General features: G+C 71.3%; 27 protein-coding genes and 1 pseudogene. 18 read left to right on the forward strand and 10 right to left on the reverse strand.

Features of this window, described 5'->3' with window-relative positions:
• The first annotated feature begins 334 nt into the window (after window positions 1-334).
• The 3 genes from FLX07_RS28935 (at window position 335) to FLX07_RS28945 (ending at window position 2192) form a co-directional block, all read left to right on the forward strand.
• Window positions 335-868, forward strand: coding sequence for a GNAT family N-acetyltransferase (locus FLX07_RS28935; RefSeq protein ID WP_142574852.1), 534 nt, complete (start codon window positions 335-337; stop codon window positions 866-868).
• Window positions 869-916: 48 nt separating this feature from the next.
• Entirely contained in the window at window positions 917-1360 is a 444-nt protein-coding gene (locus tag FLX07_RS28940) for a protein-tyrosine phosphatase family protein (protein WP_142574853.1), read from the forward strand.
• 85 nt (window positions 1361-1445) lie between these two features.
• Window positions 1446-2192, forward strand: a complete 747-nt coding sequence (locus tag FLX07_RS28945) for a sulfite exporter TauE/SafE family protein (protein WP_229689568.1) — start codon at window positions 1446-1448, stop codon at window positions 2190-2192.
• On the opposite strand, the gene FLX07_RS28950 is transcribed toward FLX07_RS28945, so the two are convergent.
• Window positions 2177-2404, reverse strand: a complete 228-nt coding sequence (locus FLX07_RS28950) for a hypothetical protein (protein ID WP_142574854.1) — start codon at window positions 2402-2404, stop codon at window positions 2177-2179. The genes FLX07_RS28945 and FLX07_RS28950 overlap by 16 nt on opposite strands.
• Window positions 2405-2436: 32 nt before the next feature.
• On the opposite strand from FLX07_RS28950, the gene FLX07_RS28955 reads away from it, so the two are divergent.
• From FLX07_RS28955 to FLX07_RS28980, 6 genes are all read left to right on the forward strand, one after another.
• On the forward strand, window positions 2437-3129 hold the full coding sequence (locus FLX07_RS28955) for a hypothetical protein (protein WP_208762446.1): 693 nt from the start codon (window positions 2437-2439) through the stop codon (window positions 3127-3129).
• A gap of 150 nt (window positions 3130-3279) precedes the next feature.
• Window positions 3280-3489 carry a hypothetical protein gene (locus FLX07_RS28960; RefSeq protein WP_142574856.1) on the forward strand — a complete coding sequence of 70 codons (210 nt, stop codon included), beginning with the start codon at window positions 3280-3282 and terminating at the stop codon, window positions 3487-3489.
• Window positions 3490-3796: 307 nt separating this feature from the next.
• Complete coding sequence (locus tag FLX07_RS28965) at window positions 3797-5209, forward strand: cellulose binding domain-containing protein (protein WP_142574857.1); 1413 nt, start codon at window positions 3797-3799, stop codon at window positions 5207-5209.
• 266 nt (window positions 5210-5475) lie between these two features.
• The gene (locus FLX07_RS28970) at window positions 5476-6333 is read left to right on the forward strand and encodes a universal stress protein (RefSeq protein WP_142574858.1); all 858 of its coding nucleotides are present in this window, start codon (window positions 5476-5478) and stop codon (window positions 6331-6333) included.
• 133 nt (window positions 6334-6466) lie between these two features.
• A complete protein-coding gene (locus FLX07_RS28975; RefSeq protein WP_142574859.1) occupies window positions 6467-6952 on the forward strand; it encodes a DUF6194 family protein in 486 nt (161 codons plus the stop codon).
• Window positions 6953-7025: 73 nt separating this feature from the next.
• Entirely contained in the window at window positions 7026-7334 is a 309-nt protein-coding gene (locus FLX07_RS28980) for an MTH1187 family thiamine-binding protein (protein WP_142574860.1), read from the forward strand.
• 101 nt (window positions 7335-7435) lie between these two features.
• Here FLX07_RS28980 and FLX07_RS28985 read toward each other — a convergent pair whose 3' ends face one another.
• Entirely contained in the window at window positions 7436-8119 is a 684-nt protein-coding gene (locus FLX07_RS28985) for an endonuclease V (RefSeq protein ID WP_142574861.1), read from the reverse strand.
• 26 nt (window positions 8120-8145) lie between these two features.
• On the opposite strand from FLX07_RS28985, the gene FLX07_RS28990 reads away from it, so the two are divergent.
• From FLX07_RS28990 to FLX07_RS29000, 3 genes are all read left to right on the forward strand, one after another.
• Entirely contained in the window at window positions 8146-8484 is a 339-nt protein-coding gene (locus FLX07_RS28990) for a hypothetical protein (protein ID WP_142574862.1), read from the forward strand.
• A complete protein-coding gene (locus FLX07_RS28995) occupies window positions 8481-8663 on the forward strand; it encodes a hypothetical protein (RefSeq protein WP_142574863.1) in 183 nt (60 codons plus the stop codon). The genes FLX07_RS28990 and FLX07_RS28995 overlap by 4 nt, the downstream gene beginning before the upstream one ends.
• Before the next feature lie 204 nt (window positions 8664-8867).
• Window positions 8868-9395 (forward strand): DinB family protein, encoded by a 528-nt coding sequence (locus FLX07_RS29000; protein ID WP_142574864.1) that lies wholly within the window; start codon window positions 8868-8870, stop codon window positions 9393-9395.
• Between the two features lie 371 nt (window positions 9396-9766).
• Here FLX07_RS29000 and FLX07_RS29005 read toward each other — a convergent pair.
• Together FLX07_RS29005 and FLX07_RS29010 are read right to left on the reverse strand one after the other, a co-directional pair.
• Window positions 9767-10561: pseudogene (locus tag FLX07_RS29005) on the reverse strand (IS5 family transposase); the annotation flags it as partial.
• A gap of 218 nt (window positions 10562-10779) precedes the next feature.
• A complete protein-coding gene (locus tag FLX07_RS29010; RefSeq protein ID WP_142574865.1) occupies window positions 10780-11271 on the reverse strand; it encodes a hypothetical protein in 492 nt (163 codons plus the stop codon).
• Between the two features lie 315 nt (window positions 11272-11586).
• Here FLX07_RS29010 and FLX07_RS38580 point away from each other — a divergent pair, with 315 nt between their 5' ends.
• On the forward strand, window positions 11587-11721 hold the full coding sequence (locus FLX07_RS38580) for a hypothetical protein (RefSeq protein WP_263407696.1): 135 nt from the start codon (window positions 11587-11589) through the stop codon (window positions 11719-11721).
• 128 nt (window positions 11722-11849) lie between these two features.
• Here FLX07_RS38580 and FLX07_RS29015 read toward each other — a convergent pair whose 3' ends face one another.
• The 3 genes from FLX07_RS29015 to FLX07_RS29025 form a co-directional block, all read right to left on the reverse strand.
• The gene (locus tag FLX07_RS29015) at window positions 11850-12755 is read right to left on the reverse strand and encodes a D-isomer specific 2-hydroxyacid dehydrogenase family protein (RefSeq protein ID WP_142574866.1); all 906 of its coding nucleotides are present in this window, start codon (window positions 12753-12755) and stop codon (window positions 11850-11852) included.
• Window positions 12756-12899: 144 nt separating this feature from the next.
• Window positions 12900-14051 carry a glutathione-independent formaldehyde dehydrogenase gene (locus FLX07_RS29020; protein WP_142574867.1) on the reverse strand — a complete coding sequence of 384 codons (1152 nt, stop codon included), beginning with the start codon at window positions 14049-14051 and terminating at the stop codon, window positions 12900-12902.
• Between the two features lie 161 nt (window positions 14052-14212).
• A complete protein-coding gene (locus FLX07_RS29025) occupies window positions 14213-15343 on the reverse strand; it encodes a sensor histidine kinase (RefSeq protein WP_142574868.1) in 1131 nt (376 codons plus the stop codon).
• Between the two features lie 269 nt (window positions 15344-15612).
• On the opposite strand from FLX07_RS29025, the gene FLX07_RS29030 reads away from it, so the two are divergent.
• The 4 genes from FLX07_RS29030 to FLX07_RS29045 all read left to right on the forward strand — a co-directional run bounded on the left by FLX07_RS29030 (window position 15613) and on the right by FLX07_RS29045 (window position 18330).
• The gene (locus tag FLX07_RS29030; protein ID WP_142574869.1) at window positions 15613-16242 is read left to right on the forward strand and encodes a TetR/AcrR family transcriptional regulator; all 630 of its coding nucleotides are present in this window, start codon (window positions 15613-15615) and stop codon (window positions 16240-16242) included.
• Window positions 16239-16439 carry a ferredoxin gene (locus FLX07_RS29035; protein WP_142574870.1) on the forward strand — a complete coding sequence of 67 codons (201 nt, stop codon included), beginning with the start codon at window positions 16239-16241 and terminating at the stop codon, window positions 16437-16439. The genes FLX07_RS29030 and FLX07_RS29035 overlap by 4 nt, the downstream gene beginning before the upstream one ends.
• Before the next feature lies 1 nt (window position 16440).
• The gene (locus tag FLX07_RS29040) at window positions 16441-17709 is read left to right on the forward strand and encodes a cytochrome P450 (protein ID WP_142574871.1); all 1269 of its coding nucleotides are present in this window, start codon (window positions 16441-16443) and stop codon (window positions 17707-17709) included.
• A gap of 108 nt (window positions 17710-17817) precedes the next feature.
• Window positions 17818-18330, forward strand: a complete 513-nt coding sequence (locus FLX07_RS29045) for a GNAT family N-acetyltransferase (protein WP_229689569.1) — start codon at window positions 17818-17820, stop codon at window positions 18328-18330.
• A 67-nt stretch (window positions 18331-18397) separates the two neighbouring features.
• Here FLX07_RS29045 and FLX07_RS29050 read toward each other — a convergent pair whose 3' ends face one another.
• The 3 genes from FLX07_RS29050 to FLX07_RS29060 form a co-directional block, all read right to left on the reverse strand.
• Window positions 18398-20947 carry a CBM35 domain-containing protein gene (locus FLX07_RS29050; protein ID WP_142574873.1) on the reverse strand — a complete coding sequence of 850 codons (2550 nt, stop codon included), beginning with the start codon at window positions 20945-20947 and terminating at the stop codon, window positions 18398-18400.
• A 129-nt stretch (window positions 20948-21076) separates the two neighbouring features.
• Entirely contained in the window at window positions 21077-23290 is a 2214-nt protein-coding gene (locus tag FLX07_RS29055) for an alpha-galactosidase (protein ID WP_167748429.1), read from the reverse strand.
• A gap of 241 nt (window positions 23291-23531) precedes the next feature.
• Window positions 23532-24578, reverse strand: coding sequence for a LacI family DNA-binding transcriptional regulator (locus FLX07_RS29060; protein WP_208762442.1), 1047 nt, complete (start codon window positions 24576-24578; stop codon window positions 23532-23534).
• Between the two features lie 128 nt (window positions 24579-24706).
• Here FLX07_RS29060 and FLX07_RS29065 point away from each other — a divergent pair, with 128 nt between their 5' ends.
• Window positions 24707-25606, forward strand: a complete 900-nt coding sequence (locus FLX07_RS29065) for an AraC family transcriptional regulator (protein ID WP_229689570.1) — start codon at window positions 24707-24709, stop codon at window positions 25604-25606.
• Window positions 25607-25670 lie beyond the last annotated feature (64 nt).

Raw genomic sequence — 25670 nt, forward strand, 5'->3', positions numbered from 1 at the left:
GCCGACGGGGGTGCCGCACCTGCGCGCCTACCAGGCCCGCGCCGCACTTGCCGCGCCGTGGCGCAGGTCGTGTAGCCGGATCGGCGGCAACTCTGCCTGCCGCATGCTCCGGCCCCGAGCACGATCGCCACCGCGAGCTGGACCAGCACCACACCCCGGTCCCACAGTGGACAGGCTCCCAGCCGGGCGAACACCGCCCCGAGTTCGCTGGTCAGGCCGGTCTGATCAGCGCATTTACGCAGGAGGATGGCTCCTGCGTGGCCGACGAGTCCTTGATCGGCTACTGCGCCCACCGCCCGGAGCGGACCGACGACCGTGAGGAAGAGCGACAGGAATGCCCGATCACCTGGCACTTCGACCCGTCACCGAAGCCGACCTGGACGCCTTCGACTCGGCCTTCCAGAGCGAGAGCGGCGCGACTCCGTACCAGTGGTTCGGATTCACCCCGACCATCGCGCTGCGGGAGGTGCTGCGCACCCGCGGGCTCCTGGCCGGAGCCGACAACATGCTCGCCGTCACCGTGGACGGCGAACTCGCGGGGCGCGTCGAGTGGCTGGAGCGGCGCTGGGGCCGCCGTGACACGTCGCTGTGCTGGGAGATCGCCGCCGGCCTGCTGCCGGACTGGCGGGGCAGGGGAATCGGGACCCGGGCCCAGCGGGAACTCGTCCGTTACCTGTTCACGCACACGCGGGTGGAACGCGTCCAGGCGACCACCGACCCGGAGAACATTGCCGAGACACGGTGCCTGGAGAAGATCGGGTTCCGGCTCGAAGGCGTGGTCCGGCGTGCACAGTGGCGAGGCGGGCGCTGGCACGACCAGCTCCTGTTCTCCATCCTGCGGGACGAGTTCGACCTCGCGTCCGGGTGAGTCGGAAAAGCGGCTGCCCGGGCGGCACTCCAGGAGGCAGGATGAGGCATGGCCATCGATGATCTTCCTGGTGCCATCCGGCTTCCCGACGGCACCCTGGTGCGGGGCCGCGGCCTGAGACGTCCCATGCCGCCGGGCGTCCTGCCCGACCACGGCCTCTACCTGGGCGGCCGGCGGCTCAGGCACAAGCACGACCACGGCCTCACCTGGCCGCACGAGTGGATCGAGTGGCCCGACTTCCTCCTGCCCCGCGACGAGGAGCACGCGATCGGCCGCATCCGGGCGCTGTACGCGCACGCGCGTGCGGGCCGCCGGGTCGAGGTCGCCTGCGGCGGGGGAGTCGGGCGCACCGGCACCGTGATCGCGTGCCTGGCCGTCCTGTCGGGCCTGCCCGCCGACCGCGCCGTCGCCTGGACCCGCGCCGAATATCATCCGCGGGCCGTGGAGACGCCCTGGCAGCGTCGCTGGGTGCTGCGCTTTCCCGCGTCCTGATCTACCGGCCGGGGGAAGCCGGGCGCCGGGGAAGGAGGCCGGGCACGGCCGTCCGGAACCCGTGTGGTTGGGTGCCCTTGTGCTTGTGGACGTGCTGGGACTGGCCGGGATCGGCCTGGTCGCCGGGGTGGTCAGCACGGTTGTGAGCCTGGCCTCGATCGTGTCGTACCCCGCGCTGCTGGCCCTCGGCCTGCCGCCGCTGGCGGCGAACGTCACCAACACCGTCGCGCTGCTGTTCACCGGCGTGGGAGCGGCGGCCGGGTCGCGGCCCGAACTGGCAGACCAGGGACGTCTCATCGGCCGTCTCGGCTTCGCCGCCGCGCTGGGCGGCGCGGCCGGCGCCGGGCTGCTCCTGGTCACGCCGTCGCGGATGTTCGAGATGGTCGCCCCCTTGCTGGTCGCGGGCGCCTCGCTGCTGCTGTTGCTGCGCCCGCCACGCCCCGGCCAGGTGGGCCTCGGCGGGGAAAGCGGCCTGCGGCTGCGCCTGGGGGTCTTCTGCGTCGCCGTCTACACGGGCTACTTCGGCGCCGCCGGCGGGATCATCATGTTCGCCGTGCTCGCGGCGGCGCTCGACCGGCCCGCCGCGCGCGTGAACGCGGTCAAGAACGTCATCTCGGCGCTCGCCAACGCCGTCGCCGCCGTCGGGTTCGCCGTCTTCGGTCCGGTCGACTGGGCGGCGGTGGGCCCGCTGGCCGCGGGGTTCCTGGTGGGCGGCTGGATCGGCCCGGCGGTCGCGCGCCGCCTGCCCGGCCAGACTCTGCGCCTCGCCGCGGCCCTGTGCGGCCTCGCGGTCGCGGTCAAGCTCGGTGTCGACGCCTATCGCGGTGGCTGATCGGCGGCCCCGGGTGGCTCCGTTTTGGTGTCGGCCCCGGTGACGGCCCCGGTGTCGGCTCCGGCGACGGCCTCGGCGTGCCGGATCCGCAGGCGCTCCCGGATCTCCTCGGGTGTGTACGCACGCCGCCGGCGCTCGGCCCGGGCGATCACCACACCGGTCGCCGCCACACCCGCGAAGGCCGCCAGACCGAGTATCTTCCACCAGCGCATGTGCCTAGGCTACTGCTGTGCCTCACACGCGGATAAGTCTCGACAAAGCGCTCGAACTAGCCCGTACTGGCGACGTCTGGGTGTTCCGCGGACGTACGGTGCCGGACCGCGCCATCCAGGTCACCACCAACAGCCCGGTGAACCATGTCGGCATGGCCGTCGTCATCGAGGACCTGCCGCCGCTCATGTGGCACGCCGAACTGGGCCGGTCGCTGCCCGACATGTGGTCGGGCACGCATCAGCGCGGCGTCCAGTTGCACGACATGCGTGACGCGGTCTGCGTCTGGGCGGCCAGGTACGGCCAGCGCGCCTGGCTGCGGCAGTTGGAGCCGTCCGCCGGCAGGGAGATGGAGGACGCCGTCCTACGGACGATCGCGCGGCTGGACGGCACGCCGTTCCCGTCCACGGCCCGACTGGCCGGGCGCTGGCTGCGCGGGCGGCTGCCCTCGCTCCGACGCGAAGCACGGGACGGCACACAGGACGGCGTTCGAGACAGCGTGCTGGACGGCGTTCGGGACGGCGTTCGGGACGGCGCGCTGGAGACGGCGTATTGCGCCGAGGTTGTCGCGGTGACGTACGAGGCGATGGGCCTGCTGCCCGCCGGTCGCCGCCCGAACTGGTACGACCCCGGAAGGTTCTGGAGCGGCGACAACCTCGTCCTCGGCGAGGGGCGCCGGCTGGGCGGAGAGATCGCGGTCGACGTCCCGGGCGGCCAGGCGCCCTGACGCATCGGGGGGACCGGTCACACCTACCCGCCGGTACATGCTCGTTGTGAAGTTTTTCTGGCGGCGGTCAACCTAAGGCCATCGAGGCGCGTCAGGTGTAGACACCGTTCGTCCAGACCCGGAGGGCAGAGCCCCATGCCTACTCCTGAGATGAGACGCGAGGATCTCGCCGGGACCACCGACCGAGAGCGGCGGGCGCGGCTCGCGCTCGACGCCATACGCCGCCAGGGTCCAGAGGCGGTGCAGGAGGAGACGCTCCGTATGAAATCCGAGTTGTTCCGGTTGTACGGCTGGGAGGGGTACCAGCGGCTCATCGCCAAGATGGAGAGCGACCTGGCGCGGCTGCACGAGTCGCGCTGAGCGCCGCCGCCGGGGCTCGGCCCCTATGCCCTGCCAAGGGGGGAAAGTCCGCTCCACCTCCCCTGGAGGCCGGAGCTCTGCGGGACGAATCCGGTGGCCGCTCCCCGGTCGATGAGTGTTTTCGTGTCCTGTGCTCTGAAAGTCGGCTTACGCCCGTCTCTGGTTTGGCATGGTGATGAAAGTTACAGGCATTCACCGAAGGATTCCCAGCTCACCGTGATCGTCCGCCAGGACGCCTTGACCGCCTCACCGCCCCGCAGCCACGATCTCGGCGTTCCGAGCATGACCGTGACCGCAGGGGAGCCCGATGACCGGCCGCGCAAACTCCGTCCGACGCCGCATCTGGGCGTCCGCCGCCGCCGCGGTGCTGCTCACCGTCTGGCCCGCCGCGACACCGGCAGGCGCGGTCGACGACCCGCCCGCACCGGTGACCGGCAGCGCGACCTACTTCGACGGGCTCGGCTCACCGTACGGCGGCTGTGGCATGCCGCAGTCGGAGCTGGATTCGCAGGACTTCGTCGCGCTCAACGTGTACGACACGCCCGGCGACTACTCCTTCTACCCCCGGCCGCTGACCGGCGCGAACGCGTCCAAGGCCGGGCTGTGGAACAACGGCCTCAACTGCGGCCGGTACGTGAAGGTGACCGTCTCCGACTACTGCACCGGCGTCAACGACGGCGCGCCCGGCCAGGCGTTCTGCCGCAACGGCTCGTGGGTCTCCGACGCCTACAACGGCGCCACGCTCACGATGCTCGTCGCCGACAGTTGCGGCGACTCCAACGGCTGGTGCCGCGACGACCCGTATCACCTGGACCTGTCGAAGCCGTCGCTCAACAGGTTCGCCAAGAACGGGACGCCGGTCGGGGACATGTACCCGAACCACTGGAACAACCGCCACATGACCTGGTCGTTCGTCCCGGCGCCCGGCTACAGCGGCGACATCAGGATCGGGTTCATGAAGGGCGCGCAGGCATGGTGGCCCGCGATCGCGGTCTCCCACCTGCCCAACGGCATTCATGGGGTGGAGTACTACGCCGACGGCGCCTGGAAGCAGGCCCAGACGAACTCCGACATGGGCCAGTCGTACATCATCGGCGGGGTCACGCAGGGCGCGACGCGGTTCCAGATCCGGGTGCGCGACGTGTCCGACGCGCTGGTGAACGGCGGCCGGGTCTACAGCTTCGCCCTGCCCGCCTCCTGCGGGTCGCAGTGCGGCGCGGACTACACCGAGGCGAGCTACACCACGACGACGCCCAGCGGCTCGCCGTCGCCGTCGCCGTCCGCTTCGCCCTCGGCGTCCCCGTCCGCATCCCCGTCTCCGTCCGCATCCCCGTCGGCGTCCCCGTCTGCGTCTCCGTCTGTGTCTCCGTCCCCGTCCCCGTCCGCGTCGCCCAGCCCCAGCGCTTCGCCGTCGGCGAAGCCCGGGACCTGCCAGGTGACCTACCAGGTGGCCAGCTCGTGGCAGGGCGGGTTCACGGCGAACGTCACGGTCAAGAACACCGGCACGGCGGCCTGGCCGAACTGGACGGTCACCTGGGACATGCCGTCCGGAGTGGGCCTCGTCAGCGGCTGGTCCGCGACCGTGACCTCCAGCGGCACCCGCTGGACGGCCAAGGCGCCCTCGTGGGCGACGAGCCTCGCGCCCGGCGCGTCGGCGAGCTTCGGCTTCCAGGGGTCCGGTTCCTCCTCGCCGGGGGCGAGTGGGTTCGCCTGCTCCTGACCCTCCAACCCGCTTCTGTCCTCAGACCCGCCTCTGCCCTCCACCCTGCTCCCGACCTCCGGCCGGCTCGCGCGCCTCGGCGCCACGCGAGCCGGCCGCTCCGCGTGAGCACCTCCGCACGATCTCTGCCTGGGACCTCTGCTCTGGGACCCTGCCCTGAAATGTCTGCACTGGGAGGCGGAAGGTCCCCCGGGGCAGGGACCAGCGGCCCTGCCCCGGACGAGGTGGAGGCGGTCGGATAGGAGGCAGGAGCAGAAGGAGGAGCCATGACCCAACCCGTCATCGTGGGCACCGACGGATCGCGCGCCGCGGCCGCCGCGGTGGAATGGGCCGCGGGCGACGCGGCACGCAAGGGCCTGCCGCTGCGGATCGTCCACGCGGTGGACCGCCTGCCGTACGAGATCGCGCGCTATCCGGTCCCGATCGAGGACCAGCTCGATCGGGCCGGCCGGCGGATCCTGGAGGAGGCCGAGCAGGCCGTACGGGAGAACCATCCGGCGGTCCGGGTGACCACCACCATGATCGAGGGCGACCCGTCCCGGGTGCTGCGGCAGAGCGCCGGGAACGCAGCGGAGATCGTGATCGGCAGCAGGGGACACGGCGGGTTCGCCGGCATGCTGCTCGGGTCGGTGGGCATGCACGTCGCCGGGCAGGTCGACGTCCCCGTCGTCGTGGTGCGGGCCGGGGTGTCTGCGCTCCACGGGCTGGTCGTCGTCGGGATCGACGGCTCCGACGAGGCCGGAGCCGCCCTGACCTACGCGTTCGAGGAAGCGCGGCTGCGCGACTGCCGCCTGCTCGCCGTGTACGCCTGGCAGCTTCCGGTGCACCCCTTCGCGCCCGAGATCAGCTATGACCTCGACGAGGTGCGCAAGGCACAGGAGGACTACGTGGCGGGCGCACTGCGGACCCACCGCGACCGGTATCCCGACGTCACCGCAGAGATGCAGGCCGTCTGCACGCATCCGGTCGCCGCGCTGGTCGAGGCGGGGGAGAAGGCCGACCTGCTCGTCGTGGGATCACGAGGGCGCGGCGCCGTCGGCGCGGCGGTGCTCGGCTCGGTGAGCCGTGGGGTCCTGCACCACGCGCACTGCCCCGTCGCGGTGGTGCGGCCTCCCCGGGGCTGAGGCCGAGCGCATGCGTTCGCATCCGCGAGTTGAGAGTTGGCAAGGGACCTCCAGCGGGAGTTGCGGCAAAAGTCTCACATAGGACTTGAATGAGAAGCTTGAAGGAGGAAATCGGACGAGAAAGGGACCTCGTGTGACCGAGAACGACGTCATCGAATTCGTGACCGGCCTGCCGGGTGTCGTCGCCTTCACCGCCGCGCAGGACAACGGCGCCCCGCAGGCGGCATGGGGAGACACCTTCTTCTACTGCGATCCCGACGGCGAACCGGCCAACCGGAAGATGCCCTTCGCCACGATCGTCGTGAAGGACTACGAGGGGTTTGACACCGCCTCCGACCTGAACCGCCCCGGCGTCTTCCGGGTCAACATCGGGGTCGGCCGTGCCGCGTTCGAGGAACTGCTCGGGTATCCGCCGGCCGCGCACGCCGACCACCACGAGGCGCTGGACTACCGCGTGCCGGACCGCATCCTGCCGCACCCCGTGTATGCCGCCCAGTCGTGGATCTGCGTGCTCAACCCCGGCGACGCCACCGCCGCACGGGTGCGTGCCCTCCTCACCGGCGCGCACGCCCGTGCGGCCGCCCGCCACGGGACGGGTGACCGGGCCACCCGCGCGTGAACCACCCGCACCCGCTGCCGCCCGGCGGCGGGTGTTAGCGTGGCCCGAGGAATGCGATCTTCGAGGAGGTCACATGTCGGTTCTCGTCGCGTTCAGCGTCACGCCGATCGGCGCCGGTGAGGATGTCGGCGAGATGGTGGCGGAGGCGGTGCGCGTGGTCCGCGCGTCCGGACTGCCCAACCGCACCGACGCCATGTTCACCACCGTCGAGGGGGAGACGTGGGACGAGGTGCTCGGCGTCGTCAAGGACGCGGTCGCCGCCGTTGAGGCCCGCTGCTCCCGCGTCAGCCTGGTGCTCAAGGCCGACGCCCGCGCCGGGCAGGGCAGGCTCGACGCCAAGGTCGCCACCGTGGAACGCCACCTCGCCGAAGACGCCTCCTGATCACGGCCGGGGGCACCTCGCCGCCACCGCGCGCGGGCGCACCTCGAATGGCCGCACCTTCTCCACCTTCTCCGCTTGGGTCGGCCGGCGTGAGGTGACGGTCAGGTGGAGGCGGCCAGGGCGGCCTTGAGCGCCGAGCGGGACAGGCGGTCGGCGGCGCGCGTCGTCTCGGGAAGCCGGTGACGTGGGGTCAGGGTAAGCACGTCGTGGCAGGCGGTCTCCAGGTCGACGCGGTGGCCGACGGAGACGAAGACCGGTTTGACCCCGTCCCGGGTGCGCAGCACCCGGCCGACCACCTGTCCGTCCAGGAGCAGCTCGCTCCATGAGCCGCGCTCCCGGCCGGGCGACTCGAAGGAGCCGACGAAGGCCGTCTTGCCGACGCCGATCGTGGGCAGGCCGGTGAGCACCCCGAGATGGCAGGCGAGGCCGAACCGCCGCGGATGCGCCAGGCCGTACCCGTCGCAGACGATCAGGTCGGGTGTGACAGTGAGCCGCTCCAGCGCGTCGACGAGGCTGGGCAGTTCGCGGAAGGCGAGCAGGCCGGGCACGTAGCCGAAGGCGGGCCGTCCCGGCACCGTCACCTGCTCGACCACGTCCAGACTCGTCCCGTCGAGCACCACGACCGCGGCGGCCAGCAGGTCGTCGGCGTAGGCCACGTCCACCCCCGCGACCAGGGCGGGGTCACGGGGACCCGGGCCGGTCAGGTCCAGCCGGGGCCGCAGGGCGTCCTGGATCGCCTCCGCCTCCTGGGCCGTGGCCGGAGCGGCGATGGAACAGATCTTCATGCGGGAACGATAGACGCCACCGGCGAGTGTCCCGGAACGCCCCCGTCGATCCCGCGGCCGAATGGCGGGCCGAGCTGGTCAAGCGCTACCGCACTGTGCAGGGCTTGGATGAATCTGTTCCTGCTGGCCGGCGCCCTGATCGCTACGTCCCACCCGACACCAGTGGCGACCTGGCCCAGCGGCTCAGCCGCCTCACCGTGCCCGCACCGCGACTGGCCCTGCTCGGGCGGCCGGTCGAACGCTTCTTCGCCACCAAGCTCGGCCTGCTGCTGCCCGCCGCGATCACCGCGCTGATGACGGCACGGGCGGCACCCCCGGGGTCGCGCTGCCCGCCGGTTCCCGGCGTGGAGGGAGAACTGCAATGACGAGGATCCGCCTGCTGGACGGGCTGCGGGCGCTGCTGGCCGCCACAGTCCTGACCGCGCTCAGCGCCTGCGTGCCCCTGGTGCTGTTTGCGCTGGCCGGATCCCCTCTGCCCGCCCATCTCCCACACTTAGGCGAGATCGGCCACGCGCTGACACGAAGCGCACGTCGACGTAGTTGAGCGCGATGAGCACGGATCGGCGGGCCGCCATCCCCCAGCCGCCCAAGCCTCTCCGTTCTTAGAGCCTGCTGACAAAGGATTTGGTCGCTGAGGCCGGGACAGGGATGCCCTGGTCGAGCCCCATCTTCGAGCGATACGCCCGGCGGCGGGCAAGGTACGCGCGTACCCCGCAAAATCGGTTGCGGCGGTCGTCATGATGATGACATGACGTGGACAGCACCCGACGTAGAGCGGGGACCTCGGACGGACATGGCCTGTGGCGAACGCGAGATGCTGGATAACTGGTTGAAGCTCCGCCGGCTGTTCCTGCTGCGCAAATGCGCCGGCCTCACCTCCGAGCAACTGAAGACCGCCTCCGTGGAGCCGTCCAACCTGACGCTGCTCGGCCTCCTGCGACACATGACGGAAGTCGAGCGCTGGTGGTTCCGGGAGAAGTTCCTGCACGAAAACTTGCCCGAGCTGCACATCACGGAGGAGTACGAAGACGGCGACTTCGACCTGGTGGCCGACGCCGACGCCGAGGCCGACTACGCCGCCTTCCTCGCGGAGACGGCTGCCTGCGATGCCGCGGTTGCGGACATCGACCTCGAGGAGCTGGCCGACGACCCCCGGGCGCCGACCGGCAAGGTCAGCCTCCGCTGGATCTACATCCACCTCCTGGAGGAGTACGCGCAGCACACCGGGCACGCCGACCTGATCCGAGAGCGCATCGATGGGGCCACGGGAGCATAGCGGCTCTCCCGGCTCACCCGTATCTAGGTCCTGCCACCTCACCGACGTATCCGCTGATCAGCTGAGCGGTGGTCAGCCGTAGCTCCAGGACGCCGAGCCGGCTGACGAAGGGTTAAGCGCTCGTGGGCATGGGACCGTAGAGGGCTGGCCCGATCTTGTTGATGTAGCCCTGGTGGGACCACTGGGACAGCTGGACGCGGAGCTGTTGACGTTCTCGATTCCGAGGATGGCAGCCAGCTCGGTCCCTTTCCAGGCCCGCCAGGGCTGGCCGGCCAGAAGTTCCAGGACCTTGCCACGCCGGTCGGGGCTTGACAGGTCCGGAAGCGGCGGCGGGTCGGCCCAGCGGCCCGGGGTGGCTGGCCTGCCAGTTCGCGGGTCAGGCGGCGGGTCATCTGGTGCACCGTGGCCCACCAGATCAGGGCTTCGTGGTGCTCGGGCCTGCGTTCGTAGATCCGCACCAGCCGGCGGTAGCGGGTCAGCCAGGCGAAGGTTCGTTCTGCCACCCACCTGCGCGGCAGCACGACGAAGCCGCGGACGTCGTCGGAGCGCTTGACGATCGTGACGGTCAGGCGGAGCACGTCGCGCGCCCAGGTGAGCAGGCGCCCGGCGTAGCCGCCATCCGCCCAGACCAGCGCAATGGTGGAGAACTTCTCCCGCAGCCGGGCCAGCAGCGGGTGGGCGCCGTCACGGTCTTGGACCGACGCGGCGGTGACGATCACGCACAACAGCAGCCCGAGCGTGTCGACCGCGATATGCCGCTTCTGCCCCTTGATCTTCTTGCCTGCGTCGTACCCGCAGGCTGCCGCGCCGACGATCTCGGCCGCCTTGACCGTCTGAGAATCGATGCACCCGGCCGTGGGCAGCTCGCCGTGTCCGGCCAGGATGCGCAGCCGGCCGCGTAACCGTCCGGCGAGCCGTTCGGGCAGACCACGCCGGGACCATCGCAGGAAGAAGGCGTAGACCGCCTCGTGTGGCGGGAAGTCCACCGGCAGGGCCCGCCATTCGATTCCGTACCTGGTCACGTAGTTGACCGCGTCGAGTGTCGCGCGCAGGTCATGCACCATCGGCCTGCCAGCGGCCTGGACCATCTCGGCCATGACCACCCGTGCCTCGCCTTCGAGCAGCGCCCACTCGGCATCGGTCAGATCCGGCGGATATGACGGCATCCGGTCATGACATCGGCACCCCGGTGAGGGGCAACCACTGGCGCTCACGGACTCGGGCGTGTAAACAGACAACCACGGGCTCCTGGTTGCCGAGTTGCGTAGACAACACCTCAGCTATCAGGAGCCCGCTCCTGTCCGCAGGCGTATCGCTCGAAGAGCTCGACCAGGGCATCCCCTGTGTTCCGGCCTCAGCGACCAAATCCTTCGTCAGCAGGCTCTTAGTGACGGTCAGGCCAAAACTGCAGGAGAAAGACTTCGGCCTCGTACTCTTCGGCCCCCAACTCGAAGTACTCGACATCCTCGGGATTCAATTCGACCTCGCGAGCCGACAACCTGACCCGCCAGTGCATGGCACGCGCGCCCAAGTCGACCTGAAGCGGACTCGCCATTTCGTCATCGTCCTCGAGATGGACGACTCCCGATGTCGTCCGAAGATGAACGACGATCTGCTTATCCCAGACATCGCTCGGCGTGGGCGGTGGCTCAGCAGTCCAAACCTCGAAGACGAACCTGCCCCTCATCAGTTCCATCACGTCGTCGCGCCCGACGATCGACTCGATAACCATCAGGTTCTGAGTGGTGGAGCATAATTCGCCGCCCAAGAGCCGCGCATCCTCCGTGTCGATGGTCGGACCATCGGCGTCAGCGAGAAGGTAGCGTCCATATCTGCGCTGGAAGATGTCTTCTACGGTGATCAGCAGATCAGCCATCAATTCTTATGCTGGCACAGACGACGGGATAACTCGACCAAGTCGGGTGGTTCCCTCGGCCCCGAGCCATGTCGCTGCGCGAAGTTGCCCCGGCCTTGTAGGCATCTGGGCGCTTGGGGCATGTGCCGCGCAGATTTCACCAGTGTCGATTTCCCGCCATATCCGCCCAAGTTCCGGCGCCAGATGGTGCGGACTGGTCCGCGTCGGCCGAACGTTCAGAGGAACTACTCAAAGGAGTCCGAGCCGACCACGCATGTCATCCGGGAGTGCCCACGTCGGTGGCTATCCGAAGCCTTGAGGCAACTCCGAGCCGCCATGGAAGCCGCGGACTCCGCCAGGGCCATCGCGGCACCGGTTGCCGAGGCGGCCGCCGCGGGGACCGCGACCAGGAGAGACGACGTCAGCACCGCCGAGACCAGCGCCAGGGGTCAGATGTTGTCGGTGGCGTAGTGCAGCATCGGACGGTGATCTCGGCGACCAGGGCCGACAGAACCAGATAGAGGGCGATCGCCCGCGGTGCCGGATGCCGCGGCCCCCGTCAGCCTCATCGGCACGACGGCCGCGTCAGTAGCCCCGCGTCAGTAGCCCCGCGCCGGATCGATCCGGCCCAGGAGCGGCTCCCCCCGAAGGTAGCGGGCGACGTTCTCGCGCACGCGCTCGGCGAGGCTCTCGGTGAGGCGGGCCTGCGGGTTGGCGCTGTGCGAGGTGATGAGCACATTCGGCTCGGCCCACAGGCCGTGCCCGTCCGGCAGCGGCTCCGGGTCGGTGACGTCGAGGGCGGCGCCGCCGACCTCGCCGGCGCGCAGCGCGGCGAGCAGTGCGTCGGTGTCGACCAGCTCACCCCGGGCCACGTTGACCAGCCACGCCTTCGGGCCCAGGGCGCGCAGTTCGTCCCGCCCGACCATCCGGTAGGTCTCGGGGGTGGCGGGCGCGGCCAGGATGACGTGATCGGCCCGTGGCCAGACGGCGGCCAGGTCCTCGAACGGCACGGTCGCGATCGCGCCCTCCACGGGCTCGCCCGAGCGGTTGACCGCGAGGACGTCCGCGCCGAGGGCGCGCAGCGCGGGGATGACCGCCCTGCCGATCCCGCCCGCGCCGACGACGGCCACCGTGCTCGCGCGCAGCGTGCCGGGCTGGTCACGCTGCCACGTACGGCTCCGGGCGGCGGCGGGCAGCCGGTGCACCCCGGCCAGCAGCAGGGCGAGGGCGTGCTCGGCGACCTGCGGGGCGTAGGCACCTGCGGCCGAGCACCACACGCGCGTGGAGTCGACGAGCCCCTCCCGGGTCCACCGTTCGATGCCCGCGGAGGGCAGCTGAACCCAGCGCACGCTCGGCGTCAGGTAGTCGCGCACGCCCTCCGGCCGCGAGTCGGTCCAGACCAGCGCCTCCGCCCGGCGGGGATCGCCGACCACCTCACCACCGGCGGCGCGGACCGATTCGACGATCAGTGGCGGGTCCTCCGGGGCCACACAGACGGTGAGCACGCCTGTCCCTTCCTGGTCGCGCCGGGCGCCTCGGCGGCGCGGCTTTCCTCCCCAAGAGTATGGTCTGCCCCAAGAGTATGGTCTGCGCGCTTCCGCCGATCACCGGACCGGCCCATGCCGATCAGGACGGGGGCCGCTGCGCGGTCAGCCGGCCTTGCCCGGGTGCAGGACCACCTTGGTCCAGCCCTTCTCCCGCGCGTCGAAGTGCGCGTACGCCTCGGGCGCGTCGTCGAGGTCCAGCTCGTGCGAGACGATCCAGGACGGCCGGGCGCCGCCCTCGTGGATGAGGGCGCACAGCTGCCGGTTGTAGTTCTTGACGTTGCACTGGCCGGTACTCATCGTCTGGCCCTTGTACCAGAAGGTCCCGTAGTCGATGGCCATTTCTCCCCGCTTGTACAGGTCGTTCCGGCCGGTCGGGTCGCGAGGGAGGAACAGGCCGACGACGGCGATGTTCCCGGTGAACTTCACCGACTTGACCAGCGCGTTCAGCGTCATGTTGGGACGCTCCGAGCCCTCCGAGTCGTGCGCCTGGAAGCCCACGCACTCGCAGCCCCGGTCGGCGCCGATCCCCTGCGTGAGCTCCAGGATCTGCTCGACAGGGGAGGAGCGGGAGTCGTCGATCGGAATCGCGCCGATCTCCTCCGCCTTGGTCAGCCGGTCCTGATGGTGGTCGATGACCATCACGCAGCTCGCGTTCCTGAGCAGGGCGGAGTACGCGGCCATAAGGCCGACCGGGCCCGCGCCGTAGATCGCGACGGTGTCGCCCGGCTGCACGCAGGCGAGCATGGTCGCGTGCCAGCCGGTGGGCCAGACGTCGGCCAGCATGACGTAGTCGGTCTGCTTGTCCCGCGCGTCCTCCGGCAGGACGAGGCAGTTGAAGTCCCCGTACGGCACCCGCAGCAGCTCGGCCTGGCCGCCGTTGTACGGGCCCATGTCGGCATAGCCGTACGCGGCGCCGGCCAGGCACGGATCGGGATTGGTGGTCAGGCAGAATGCTGTCAGGCCCTTCTCGCAGTTGGCGCAGAAGCCGCACGAGATGTTGAACGGCAGGCACACCATGTCGCCGACCTTGACCCGGTCGACGGCGCTCCCGATCTCCACGACCTCGCCGAGGTTCTCGTGACCGAGGACCCGGCCCGGCGCGAAACTGGTTCGGCCCTCGTACATGTGCAGGTCGGACCCGCAGATGTTCGAGGTGGTGACGCGGACGAGCACGTCGGTGTGCCGTTCGATCCGTGCGTCCGGAACGGTGGTGACTCTGACCTGTCGAGGCCCTACGTAGACCACGGCTTTCATGGCTACTCTCAAAGGCGATCGTTACGGTAGGCGCGTGCGAAGCGACCCGCAGCACCCGCTTTCCGCGACGGTGGCCCGGCGCCGATGCGCTCCGGGCCTCCGTGCCGCGCTGTATCGATGTGGGTGGCGTACCCCGCCGGGTGGGGAGAAAACAAACAGGTCTAGGCGTGCGGGAATCGGAGGGGAAGCCAGGCGCTGAGTACGAAGCCGCCGTCGGGGGTCGGGCCGGAGAAGAACCGGCCCTGTGCGAGGGAGACGCGCTCTCTGATGCCGGCCAGGCCGTACCCGCCGCCGAGGGAGGGCGCGGCCCTGATCGTCTTCCCGCCGGGGTCGGCGCGGTCCGGCGTGTCGACCACGGAGACGGCCACCTGATCGCCGCTGACCTCGCAGGTGACGTGCACGAGGGAGTCCGGTGCGTGCTTGTGCACGTTGCTGAGCCCCTCCTGCACCAGGCGGTAACACGCGTGCGAGATCTGCCGGGGCAGCGCCCCCTGGGGAACGTCGAGGCGGAGATCGACCTTGAGCCCGCTCGCCTGCGCCTCGCCGACCAGCCGGGCGATCGCTTCGATGCCCTCGGCGAGGTCGCCTTCCTCGTGCCGGAGCACGGTGAGCAGGTGCCGCAGTTCGCCGAGCGCCTGCACGCCCTTGTCCTCGATGACCGCCGTCAGCTCCCGGATCTCGCCCGGCTCGGCGGCGTCACGGACCATGCCCGCGTTGAGCACCATGGCGGTGACCGCGTGGGTGACGGTGTCGTGCATCTCCCTGGCGATCTTGCGGCGCTCCTCGGAGGCGGCGATCTCCTCGCGTTCGCGCACGCCGATACGCAGGTCACGGATGAGCCGCCGGTAGGCGTGCACCCAGGTGCCGACCACCGCGGGCAGGTAGATGAGGGTCAGCGCGCGGACGACGTTCAAGTAGATCGAGTGGTCGGAGTGAGGGTTGCGGTAGTCGACCGTGAAGTAGACCGCAGTCATGGCCAGGGCGACGTACTGCCACTGGCGCACCCGATGCTCGGCGGTCATCGAGAAGACGGCGAGGATCATCGGCACGACCTGCCCGGTGACGCAGGCGCACACGGCCGAGGCGACGATGGCGGGCCACGGGGTGCGGCGCCGCACCAGCATGGCCGCCGCGGTGATCACCCCTGTCGCGATCTCGAGCTCGTCCGGCGCGCCGCCCCAGATGGAGAAGCTGTAGCCGATGAGTGTGGTGGGGATCGTGAACGCGATGACAGCCGCGGCCAGCGCCGCGTCCACGAACCAGTCACCGCGCACGCCCGGTTTGTTCCACATCCTGTCAGTTTGCGTCTTTTATCCCATGCTTGTCACATCGGCGGTCATCTTTGACGCAGCGGTCGGCGTCCGACGTCACCGAGTTGACTCTGGGGCCCCGGACGGAACCGGACTGTCAGCAGATCGACGACAGCTCATCGCGAGGTGGCGGCGGGTGGTTCGCCATGCCAGGAACGCCACAGCCGCACCCTAATCGCCGCCGATTCGCCGGAGCCCATCGGGCAGGCGCGGTCTTGACGCGATCAAATGAACGACCATTTAATTCCGTAGTGGGCCGGATCGCGGGTGTCACCGCCGCCGAGACGCGGGAGCGGCTACTGCGCGCGGCCGTCGACGTGTTCGCCCGGCGCGGGTACGACGGCGCACGCGTGGCCGACATCGCCGCGGCGGCCGGGGTGAGCAACGGCGCCCTGTACGCGCACTTCGACTCGAAGGCCGAGCTGATCGTGGCCGCACTGCGCGCCCACGGGCCGCGACTGCTGGCCGACCTGCTGGCCGCCGATCCCGACCGGCCGGTCGCCGAGCTACTGGTCGCCGTGGGCCGCCGCCTCCCTCGCCGTCCCGACGCCCGCGGCTCCCTGATCGTCGAGGCGCTGATCGCGGCCCGCCGCGACGAGGATGCGGCCCGTCCGATGCACGACTACGTGGGCGAGCGGGCCGGCTGGCTCGCCGGGCTCGTCCGCACCGCCCAGGACACCGGCGAGATCGATCCGGCGCTCTCGCCCGTCGCCGTCGCCCACCTCTGCCTCCTGCTCACGATGGGCAGCGCACTCCTCACGCCGGACCTGCACGCGGTCGGCGACGAGGAGTGGAGCGCGCTGCTCACCCGCCTCGTCGCCGCCATCGCCCCGACCGACCCCGCCCCGCGGACGCCACTGAGTAAAGGGGAGCACCAGTGAAAGTGCAGATCGATCCCGAGCGCTGTCAGGGACACGGCCGTTGCTACGACCTGTCGCCCGACCTGTTCACCGAGGACGACGAGGGCTATGGCCGGGTCGCCGGCGACGGCCTCGTGCCGGAGGGCGGCGAGCGCGCGGCGCGGGTCGCGGCCTCCAACTGCCCGGAGAAGGCGATCGTTCTCGTCGAGGAGGCATGACATGACCGTCGACGATCGCTTCGTCCGCGACTTCCGCGAGGGTCAGGAAGAGCCCCTCGGCACCCGCAACGAGATCATCACCGGCCCGGTCTCCGAGTGGGCCACCGACTTCTCCCACCTGGAGCCCGAGTGGGCCGCCGATCCGTACCCCATCCAGGACGATCTGCGGGGGCGCTGCCCGATCGCGCACACCGAGAGGTTCGGCGGCGGATGGCTGCCGACGCGGTACGAGGACGTCGCGGCGATCGCCTACGACACCGAGCACTTCTCCTCCCGGGCGATCATCATGAGCAACTACCGGCCGCCCAGGGACATCGCGCCGGTGGGAGCCGTGCCGCCGATCTCCTCCGACCCGCCGTTCCACCACGACGCGCGCAAACTGCTGCTCCCGGCGTTCACCAAGAAGGAGGTGGCGAAGCGGGAGGAGGCGGCGCGGGCGTTCTGCCACTCGCTGATCGACGGCTTCGAGGGCGCGGAGATCGTCGACGCCGCCCGTGACTACGCGCAGCACATCCCGATGCGGGTCATCGCCGACATGCTGGGCTTCCCGCCGGAGGACGGGCCGAGGTTCCGGGAGTTCGTCGAGCACGCGCTCGAAGGCGTCAACCTGCCGCCGGAGCAGCGGGTCGCGAACATGGGGGAGCTGTTCGACTACCTGCTGGAGCAGATCCGCGATCACGTCGCCGCCCCGCGCGACGACCTCACCACCTATCTCATCGACGCGGAGCTGTACGGCCGCAAGCTCGATCCCTCACACGTGGCCGGCACGATGGCCCTGCTGCTGATCGCCGGGATCGACACGACGTGGAGCGCGATCGGCGCATCACTGTGGCACCTGGCGAAGACACCGGCCGACCGCGATCGCCTGGTCGCCGAGCCGGAGCTGCTGCCGACCGCGATGGAGGAGTTACTCCGGGCGTACGCGCCGGTCACGATGGCGCGGCTGGTCAAGGAGGACATGCACTGGCGCGGCGTCGACATGAAGGCCGACGACTGGGTCCTGCTGTCGTTCCCGGCCGCCAATCGCGATCCCGCGCAGTTCGACCGGCCCGGCGAAGTGGTGATCGACCGGGAGATCAACCGGCACGCGGCGTTCGGGCTGGGCATCCACCGCTGCGTCGGTTCCCATCTTGCCCGCATGGAGCTCCGGGTCGCCCTGGAGGTCTGGCTGGAGCGGGTTCCCGTGTTCGGCCTCGCCGACCCCTCGACGGTGGCCTGGGCCCCCGGCCAGGTGCGGGGGCCGCGCACGCTTCCGCTCCGCATCGGCTGACCGGTCGCCGGCCCGATCGCCGGGCCGACCGGTGAGCCACCGTTCATGTTCACGTTGAACGTCGTCCTGCAGGGTTGTTAGCTTGCGCGCATGTCAGATCTAGGAGATGTGGCTTGGCCGCCTGAGCCGATCCTGACCGAGCGGCTCGTGCTCCGTGAGCCCGAGGCGCGGGACCGGGCGACGTTCATCGAGATGCTCGCCTCGCCGGAGGTGCACACCTACCTCGGCGGTCCCCGGCCGCGTGACGAGCTCGAGCGTGAGATGCCCGAAGTGCCCGAGCGGTGGCCCGGGAGTTTCGTCGTCGAGCTCGACGGGGCGATGATCGGCCAGATCCTGCTCAGGAGAGCGACCGGGCACCGTCGCCCGGCCGCCGTGGGGAAGGCCGATCTCGGTTACCTGTTCCTGCCGAAGGCCTGGAGGCAGGGGTACGCCGCCGAGGCGTGCGCGGCGGCACTCGACTGGTTCGACGGTGCCCTTCCCGGCGAGCCGGTGGTGCTCACCACCCAGAGCGCCAACGCCGGCTCGATGCGCCTCGCGGCAAAGCTGGGGTTCACCGAGGTCGAGCGGTTCCAGGCCTGGGACGCCGAGCAGTGGCTCGGCCTGCGGCCCCCGGCCACGTGAGCCACGGGAGGTCTCCACCGAGGCCCGGGGCGGTGCCCCCTTGCCGATGTCCCGCGGGCCTTCCCGGTCACTTGGCCGTGTTGTCGACCTCCAGCACGAGCCGCGCGAGTTCCAACCGGTCGAGGTTGGGGGCCTGCGCCGTGGCGTTGCCCAGGACGAGCGCGCCGGAGGCGGTCGTCAGGGTGAGCGGCGTCGCCTGGGACCAGAAGTTGTCCCAGGCGTAGGAGTGCCGGAACACGCCGCGCGTCGTGGCCCCGCCCGTCTCGGTGATGTCGAGGAACCGGCTGATGACATCGGTGTTGTACGGGTGACCGGTGTTCCGGTCGGCGTTGGCGTAGTGCGCCACGAGGACGTACTCGCCGGGGCCGAACCCGGCGGGCCGGATGAGGGTGAGCGTGTTGGCCGCGCCGTCGCCGAGGCCGCTGACGTAGGCGCCCCCGGAGGCGTTCGAGCCGCTCGTGGCGGGGACGGCGACCACGCGCGCCGTTCCGGCGCGCTGCGCATGCTCGGCCTCGATCCGGTGGACCGCCGCGTCCGCCTCCTCGGCCCTGACCGTGGTCAGCCCGCGTAACCGCAGGCCGGCCGGGCCGCCCACCTCGACCACCGAGACGCCGGCGGGGAGGTGGACGCGGGCACGGGAGGCCCCCTCACCGGGCCGAACCGCGCGCAGACCGGCGATCCGCCGTCCGTCGACGCGGACGTCGAGGCTGCCGGCTTCGGCTGCCTCGTAGGAGAAGGTCAGGTCGTAGTAGCCGTCCTCGCTCACGGCGGCGAAGAACGTGGCCCGGGCGGCGCCGCCGAGGGTGACGGCGGCCCCCCTGCCCTCGCGGGTCACGCCCGCGCCCCCGGACAGCCGCGCCTCGTCGGCCGGGTACGCCGCCCGCTCGGGGCCGGTGAGCTCGGTGAGGTCGAACTTGTCCAGCGTGACGTCGCTGCCGGGCAGCAGGGCCGTCCCGTCCGCGCCGGCGCGCAGGGACAGCTCGTGGACGCCGGCGGTCAGCTCGACCTCCACATCGGTGCGGCCGCGGTAGGTCCAGCCGAGACCGGCCGAATACTGCACGATCTGGTCGAGCGCGCCGTCCACGAACAGCGCGTGCCTGCCGGGTGCCTTGTTCGCGCCCTGGAAGATGCCCAGGCGGTAGCGACCGTCGCGCGGCACGGTGACCGGGAACGTGACGGCGGAGCCGGCCCTGTTCATGGAGCCGACGTCCCGCTTGCCGGAGGTCGCGTAGAGCTGCGGGTCGGCCGTGGTGTTCTGGTCGTACGCCTGGGCCGAGGTGAGCGTGGCCGACTCGGCCTCCACCGAGACGCTCCACGGCGCGCCGGCGGCGGGCGCGCCGCCGCTCGCGGGGACGATCACGACCCGGTAGGCGGCCATCACGTCGCCGCCCGGCAGGTCCACGCGCAGCGTGCCGTCGCGCAGGGTGGTCCGGGTGGCCGCGACGACCGGCGGCTGCAGGGCGTCGCCCTCGTATCCGGTCCACGTCGTCCTGGACACGACGACGTCGACCTGCTTGCCGAAGATCGCGGGGTCGAGCCCGGAGACGTCGAGCCGGACCGGCGCGGCGCCGCCGCCGACCAGCACGGTGCCCCGCCGTACGGAGGGATTGACGGCCGCGAGGGCCTGGACCGTGTCGGGGACCCCCGGCTGCGGCGGGGTCGCCCTCACCGTCTGCCCGGTCAGATCCGCGTACCACTTGAGCAGCCACCATGCGCCGTTGGCCTGACGGGTGCGCACCGCGTGGTCGGAGAGGTTGCCGGCGTAGGTCCAGAACGCCATGTCGGCGTCCACCTTGGTGTCCTCGAACATGGTGATCCACTGGACCATCTGGCCGGGGACGGACATGTCGCGCCGGTTGCCGTACTCGTCGATGGTGATCGGCAGCGGGCCGACGCCGAGGTCGCGCTCCATCTGCCGGTAGTTCTCGTAGTGGTCCCGGTAGGCGGCGAGGCTGTCGCGCGACAGTTCATGCCAGGCCATGATGTCCGGCAGGTAACTCCTCGCGCCGCAGGTGGCGTCCCTGGCCCAGGTGAGGAAGTCGCGCAGGCGGCCGGGGTTGTAGCCGGCCTCGTTGGGGCCGACGATGCGGGCGCCGGGGTCGATGGAGCGGATGCGCTCGACGACCGCCTTCCAGTCGTCGAAGAACTTCTGCTTCATCGTGGACCAGTCCTCGTACCAGATGAAGTCGGGCTCGTTGAACGGCACCCAGACGAACTTGCGCTTGTCCTGCGGACGCTCCGTGACGACCTTGCGCACCATCGCGCCGACCTTGGCGAGGTAGTCGTCGATGCCGAGGTTCTCGTAGGGCCAATTGCTGTAGACGTCCTGCATGTAGACGACGATTTCCTCGCCGCCCGCCGCGAAGAAGCCGTCCGCGATCCGGAGCGCGTCGCCGTTGGGGTGCTGGTCGCCGTCCGGGGCCTTCTGGGCGACCGTACGCGGCCGGGCGCCTGCGACGAGGGGATCTCCCGGGACCCCCGGGTCGGACAGGCCGTACAGCATGCCGGTCGCGCCGCCGTGGACCGGCCCGGTGCGCTGCGCGAAGTCCACCGCGACGACGTCGGCCGCGGTCGCGGCCGTCTCGCGGGTACGCCGGAGTGACCTTTGTCGGTGCATGTGTCCTCTCCTGTTGCCGGGACGAATGAGCGCCCTGGAGCGATGGCTGGAGGGGTGATAGGGCAGAGACGATCATGTGATGGGCGACGGAGAAGACCATGTGGGGGTCCAAGACCGCAGGTCCGGGACTCAGAGCAGGAGGGACGAATGGGCTGAGGATGGCGAGGCGGCCGAAACGCGAAAGATCCGGGCGGAAGGGCCGGGCACCGGCTTGCCGAGGATGAGCCGGCCCGTCTCCTGATCCCACTCCCCGTCCCAGGCGGGCAGGTGGCGGGGGTAGACGACCTCGACATCGACCTGTCGTCCGGCGAGGTGCGGGAGCGACAGCGAGGCCGTCGCCCGCTTGTCCGCGCGGCACCAGACCCCCACGTACGTGTGGTCAGGCGTGGTCAGGCCGAGGCTGAGCCAGGGGTCGGCCCAGCCCGGAAGTCCCAGCGGCCAGACGGGGACGGCCGCGGCCAGGTCGGTGCGGAGGTCCCGGTAGGCGGCGACGGCCGACCTGACCGCCTCGCGCTGCGCGCCGGTCATGGTGGGCAGGTGGCCGGACAGGTAGAGGCGGCCCAGCATGCCGGTGCACAGGCTGTAGGCGACCCGCTCGTCGTCCATGCCGGGCTGGGGATAGGCCCAGCTCGCCGACTGCTCCGGCAGGACGGACAGCGGAGCGGCCACCGCGATCGGGGGATAAAGCAGGGGGTCCTGCTGGTCGCTGGTCGACTGGAGTTGCATGCGCGACAGCAGGGCGTAGTCCATGCGCATCGCGCCGGAGGCGCAGTTCTCCAGGATCAGGTCCGGATGACGGTCGAGGACCGCCTCCAGCCACGCCTGATGCGCCCGGTTGCAGGCGAGCAGCCCCGCGCCCGGGCTCGCGGCGTCCACGTCGGTGCCCGCGCCGGGGTCGATGTTGTAGTCGAGCTTGAAGTAGCCCACGCCGAGCTGTTCCACGAGCCGGTCGACGACCTCGTCGAGATGGGCGACGGCGGCGGGGTGGCGCAGGTCGAGGTGGTAGCGGCCGTGCTCCACGATCCTCGTGCCGCCCCGCTGCAGGAACGCCTCGGCGGGCAGCTTGCCGGCCATGGGGCTGCGCACGCCGATCACCTCGGGCTCCAGCCACAGGCCCGGGACCATGCCGCGCCTCCTGATGTGGGACAGGACCTCCTCGATGCCCTGCGGGAAGCGCGTCCGGGACGGCTGCCACTCGCCGACGCTGTCCCACCAGTCGCCGTCGTCGTCGTACCAGCCGGCGTCGATGCAGAACACCTCGGCGCCCGCCTCGGCGGCGGCGTCGATCAGCGGGACCAGCTTCGCGGTCGTCGGATCGCCCATGAGGGTGTTCATGTAGTCGTTGAACACAACGGGCAGGCGGGCCCGGTCCGGATGGGGGCGCACCAGGGCGCGGCGGTGGGCGGTCAGTGCCGCCGCCGCACTGTGTAACGCAGCGTAGGCGCTGTGCATCGCACCGGAGGCGCTGTGCAAGCCACCGGGGGCGCCGTGCATCGCGCCGGGGGTGCTGTGCGGCCGGAAGGAGGAGACCGCCACGGACGCCGGGACCGCGGTGAACGATTCGCCGGGGGCGAGGACGGCGTGCCACTGGTGGTCGATGTCGGTGGGGCCGAGCAGCGCGACGTAGGCGCCGTCCCTGCGCTCGCCCACCTCCCACCGCCACGGGCCGTTGTGCTCGACCTGCCACAGCCATGCCCGGCCGGAGTCCGGGTCGAGCAGGGCCGCCGTGGGCAGGTGCTGCCCCGTCGACCAGGTGCCGGTGCTGGTGACCGCGAGACGGCCCCGGCCGTCCTGGCCGTGCAGCGGCAGGTTGAGGTCCGCCATCTCCTCGCGCAGCGGCCGCAGGCGCCAGCGGCTCTCGCCCAGCCACTCGCTGTCGGCGCGCACGACCTGCAGCCCGCCCACCGAGCCGGACGGGAACGCGGCGGCGAACGAGGTCACGCCCAGCACGACCACCTCTGCGGCGCCGCGGTTGACGATCGTCGTCCAGGACCGCACGGCCGGCACGTCCTCGGCCGAGCGCAGGTGCGCGTGCACCTCCAGGCCGGTCTGCTCGTCCCGCAGGGTGACCCGCAACTCGTGCCACCGCCCGTCGCGGACCCGCTCGGCCCCTGCGTAGGTGAGACGGCGGCCGACCGCGGTGTCGGAGAAGCGGTGGGACGCCCGCGCCCGTCCGTGACCGGCCAGCAGCACCTCCACGAGAGGCTGCGCGGGCGGCTTCGGCCCCGGATCGCCCGTGCCCAGCTCGCGGATGCTCGCCACACCGTCGGGTGATATGGCGATAACCACCCGCAGCGCCGAGTGCCCCCACTCCAGGCTGGTCTCGGTGGGCGGTGAGTCCAACTGCGTCTCCTGACGATCGAGCCGGGTTCTCCGGAGGTCGTGCGGCGTGCGGGCCGCGATGATGGGCTCTCCCTTGCCTGCGTGTGACCGGTCACATCCGCATAAATCAGAGTGTGACCGGTCACACGAGTGAGGAGAAGGCCCCGTTACGTTGTTGTTATCAACACCCGGCGTCCAGCCCGGTTCGGCCGCCTCCGGCCGTACGGCCTCCTACGGGCCGGCCGGGCGGCGCCGATGCGGCTCACGTGCGCGGGGGCGCCGTGGACTCGCGCACCACCAGCCGCGGCGGCGTCAGCGACACCGCGGGCTGAGACGCCCCCGCGAGCTCGGCCAGCACCGCCGCCACCGTTGCGCGGCCCAGCCCGGCGAAGTCCATCTCCACCGTCGTCAGCGCCGGTGTCCAATACTCCGCGCCGGGCACCCCGTCGAAGCCCACGATGCTCACGTCCCCCGGCACGTCCTTGCCCGCCTCGAACAGCGCGCGCCGCACCGCCAGGGCGATGTGGTCGTTGCCGCACAGGATCGCGGTCACACCGGCGTCGGCGGCCAGGACCCGTCCCGCCTCGTACGCCGATCGCACGTCCCAGCCCACCGGCACCACCGGCGGGACTGCCGCTCCGGCTTCGGCCAGCGCACGGCGCCAGCCCGCCTGACGTCCGCTGTGCTCCGACTCCGAGGGGATCGCCACGTGATGGACGGTCCGGTGTCCCAGGGCCAGCAGGTGCCGCGTCGCCTCGGCCGACGCTTGCTGCTCGTCCAGGCAGATCGCGGGCCGCGCCACACCGCGCACGCCCGGCTCGACGGCGGCCGCCGCGGGCAGGGACTCGGGGAGCGCGCGCAGCACCGCGATGCCGGCCGCGTCGAACGCGATCACGATCACGCCCCCGGCGCTCGGATCGCTGACGTAGTCGGCGGCGCTGCGCACGTCGCCCTCGCGGTCCGATTCGACCACCCGCACCCCGACGGCCAGGCCCTCGACCCGGGCCGCCTCCTCGATGCCCTGTAGCGTCGAGGCGTAGCCGTACAGCATGGTGTCGGAGGTGACCACCGTCACGCCCCGCGCCCGCCCCGTTCCCAGCGCCCGCGCCACCCGGTTGGGCCGGTACCGCAGCCGTTCGATGACCTCCATGACGGTCTGCCGCGTCTCGGCGCTCACCTTGGGCGAGGCGTTGAGCACCCGCGACACCGTCTGCCTGGACACGCCCGCCGCCGCCGCGACGTCGCGGATGCTCGGCGCCGTCTCCCGGCCGGGACGCGGAGAGGGCATCTCAACAGGGGTTGCGTTCACGCACCCATCGTGATCGGTGCGGCGAGCCGGGGTCAAAACCGCCGTGCGGGCTCGCGACGCGGGGCCCGGCCGTGGTCACGGCGGCCGGCGGCTCCTACGACGGCCGCGAGCGCCTGTAGTCTCGGCGCGTGCGCTACGAGCCACCGGAGGACGGTGCGGGCCTGCGCCGGCATCTGCGGGACGGCGGGGACCGGCCCGGCCATCGGCTGCGGTTCGGCTCCGGCGCGGCGGGCATCGAGCGGCTGGAGGCGTCGCTCACCGGCGAGGGGTTCGCCACGCACCGCCACGACACGTACGCGATCGGGATGACGCTGCGGGGCGTGCAGACGTTCCGCTACCGCGGGGAGCCGCGGCACTGCCTGCCGGGGGAGTGGCACGTCCTGCATCCCGACGAGCCGCACGACGGTGCGGCGGGCACCGACGAGGGGTTCGGCTACCGGATCATCTACCTCGACCCCTCCCTCGTGCAGGAGGCGCTGGGCGGGGCGCCGCTGCCGTTCGTCGCCGATCCCGTGATCGGGCGGCGCGACGCCGACCCCGCGCTCGCGGCGTGCCTGCGGGACATCGACGAGCCGCTGGACGAGGCCGGACGGCTGACGCTCACCCTGCGGGTGGTCCACATGCTCGTGCGGCACTCCTCCGCGCGGGACTCCTCTGTGCGGCACTCCTCCGCGGGAAGCACCGTGCGGCCGGGCGCGCGGGCTCCGCTGGCGCTGGAGGCGCTGGCCCGCGTGCGCGACCTGATCGCCGACGACCCGACGGTGCGGCACACGCTCGCCGAGTTCGAGCAGATCGCGGGCCTGGACCGGTGGACGGTCGCACGCCAGTTCCGCGTCGCGTTCGGCACCAGCCCGACCCGCTTCCGCACGATGCGGCAACTCGACCTGGCCCGCCGGCTGCTGCGCGGTGGCGTGCCCCTGGCCGGGGCGGCCCAGCTCGCGGGCTTCGCCGACCAGGCCCACATGTCGCGCATGTTCAAACGGGCCTACGGCCTCACGCCCGCGAAGTGGACCGCCGCGCTCGCCTGACGATGGGCCGCTCTGCGTCTCGCGGAGCACTGCCTCGGGCTCCTCGCCGGTGATCTCAGCGCAT

It is taken from the genome of Microbispora bryophytorum (genome assembly GCF_006874465.1).
GTDB classification, from domain to species: Bacteria; Actinomycetota; Actinomycetes; order Streptosporangiales; family Streptosporangiaceae; genus Microbispora; species Microbispora bryophytorum.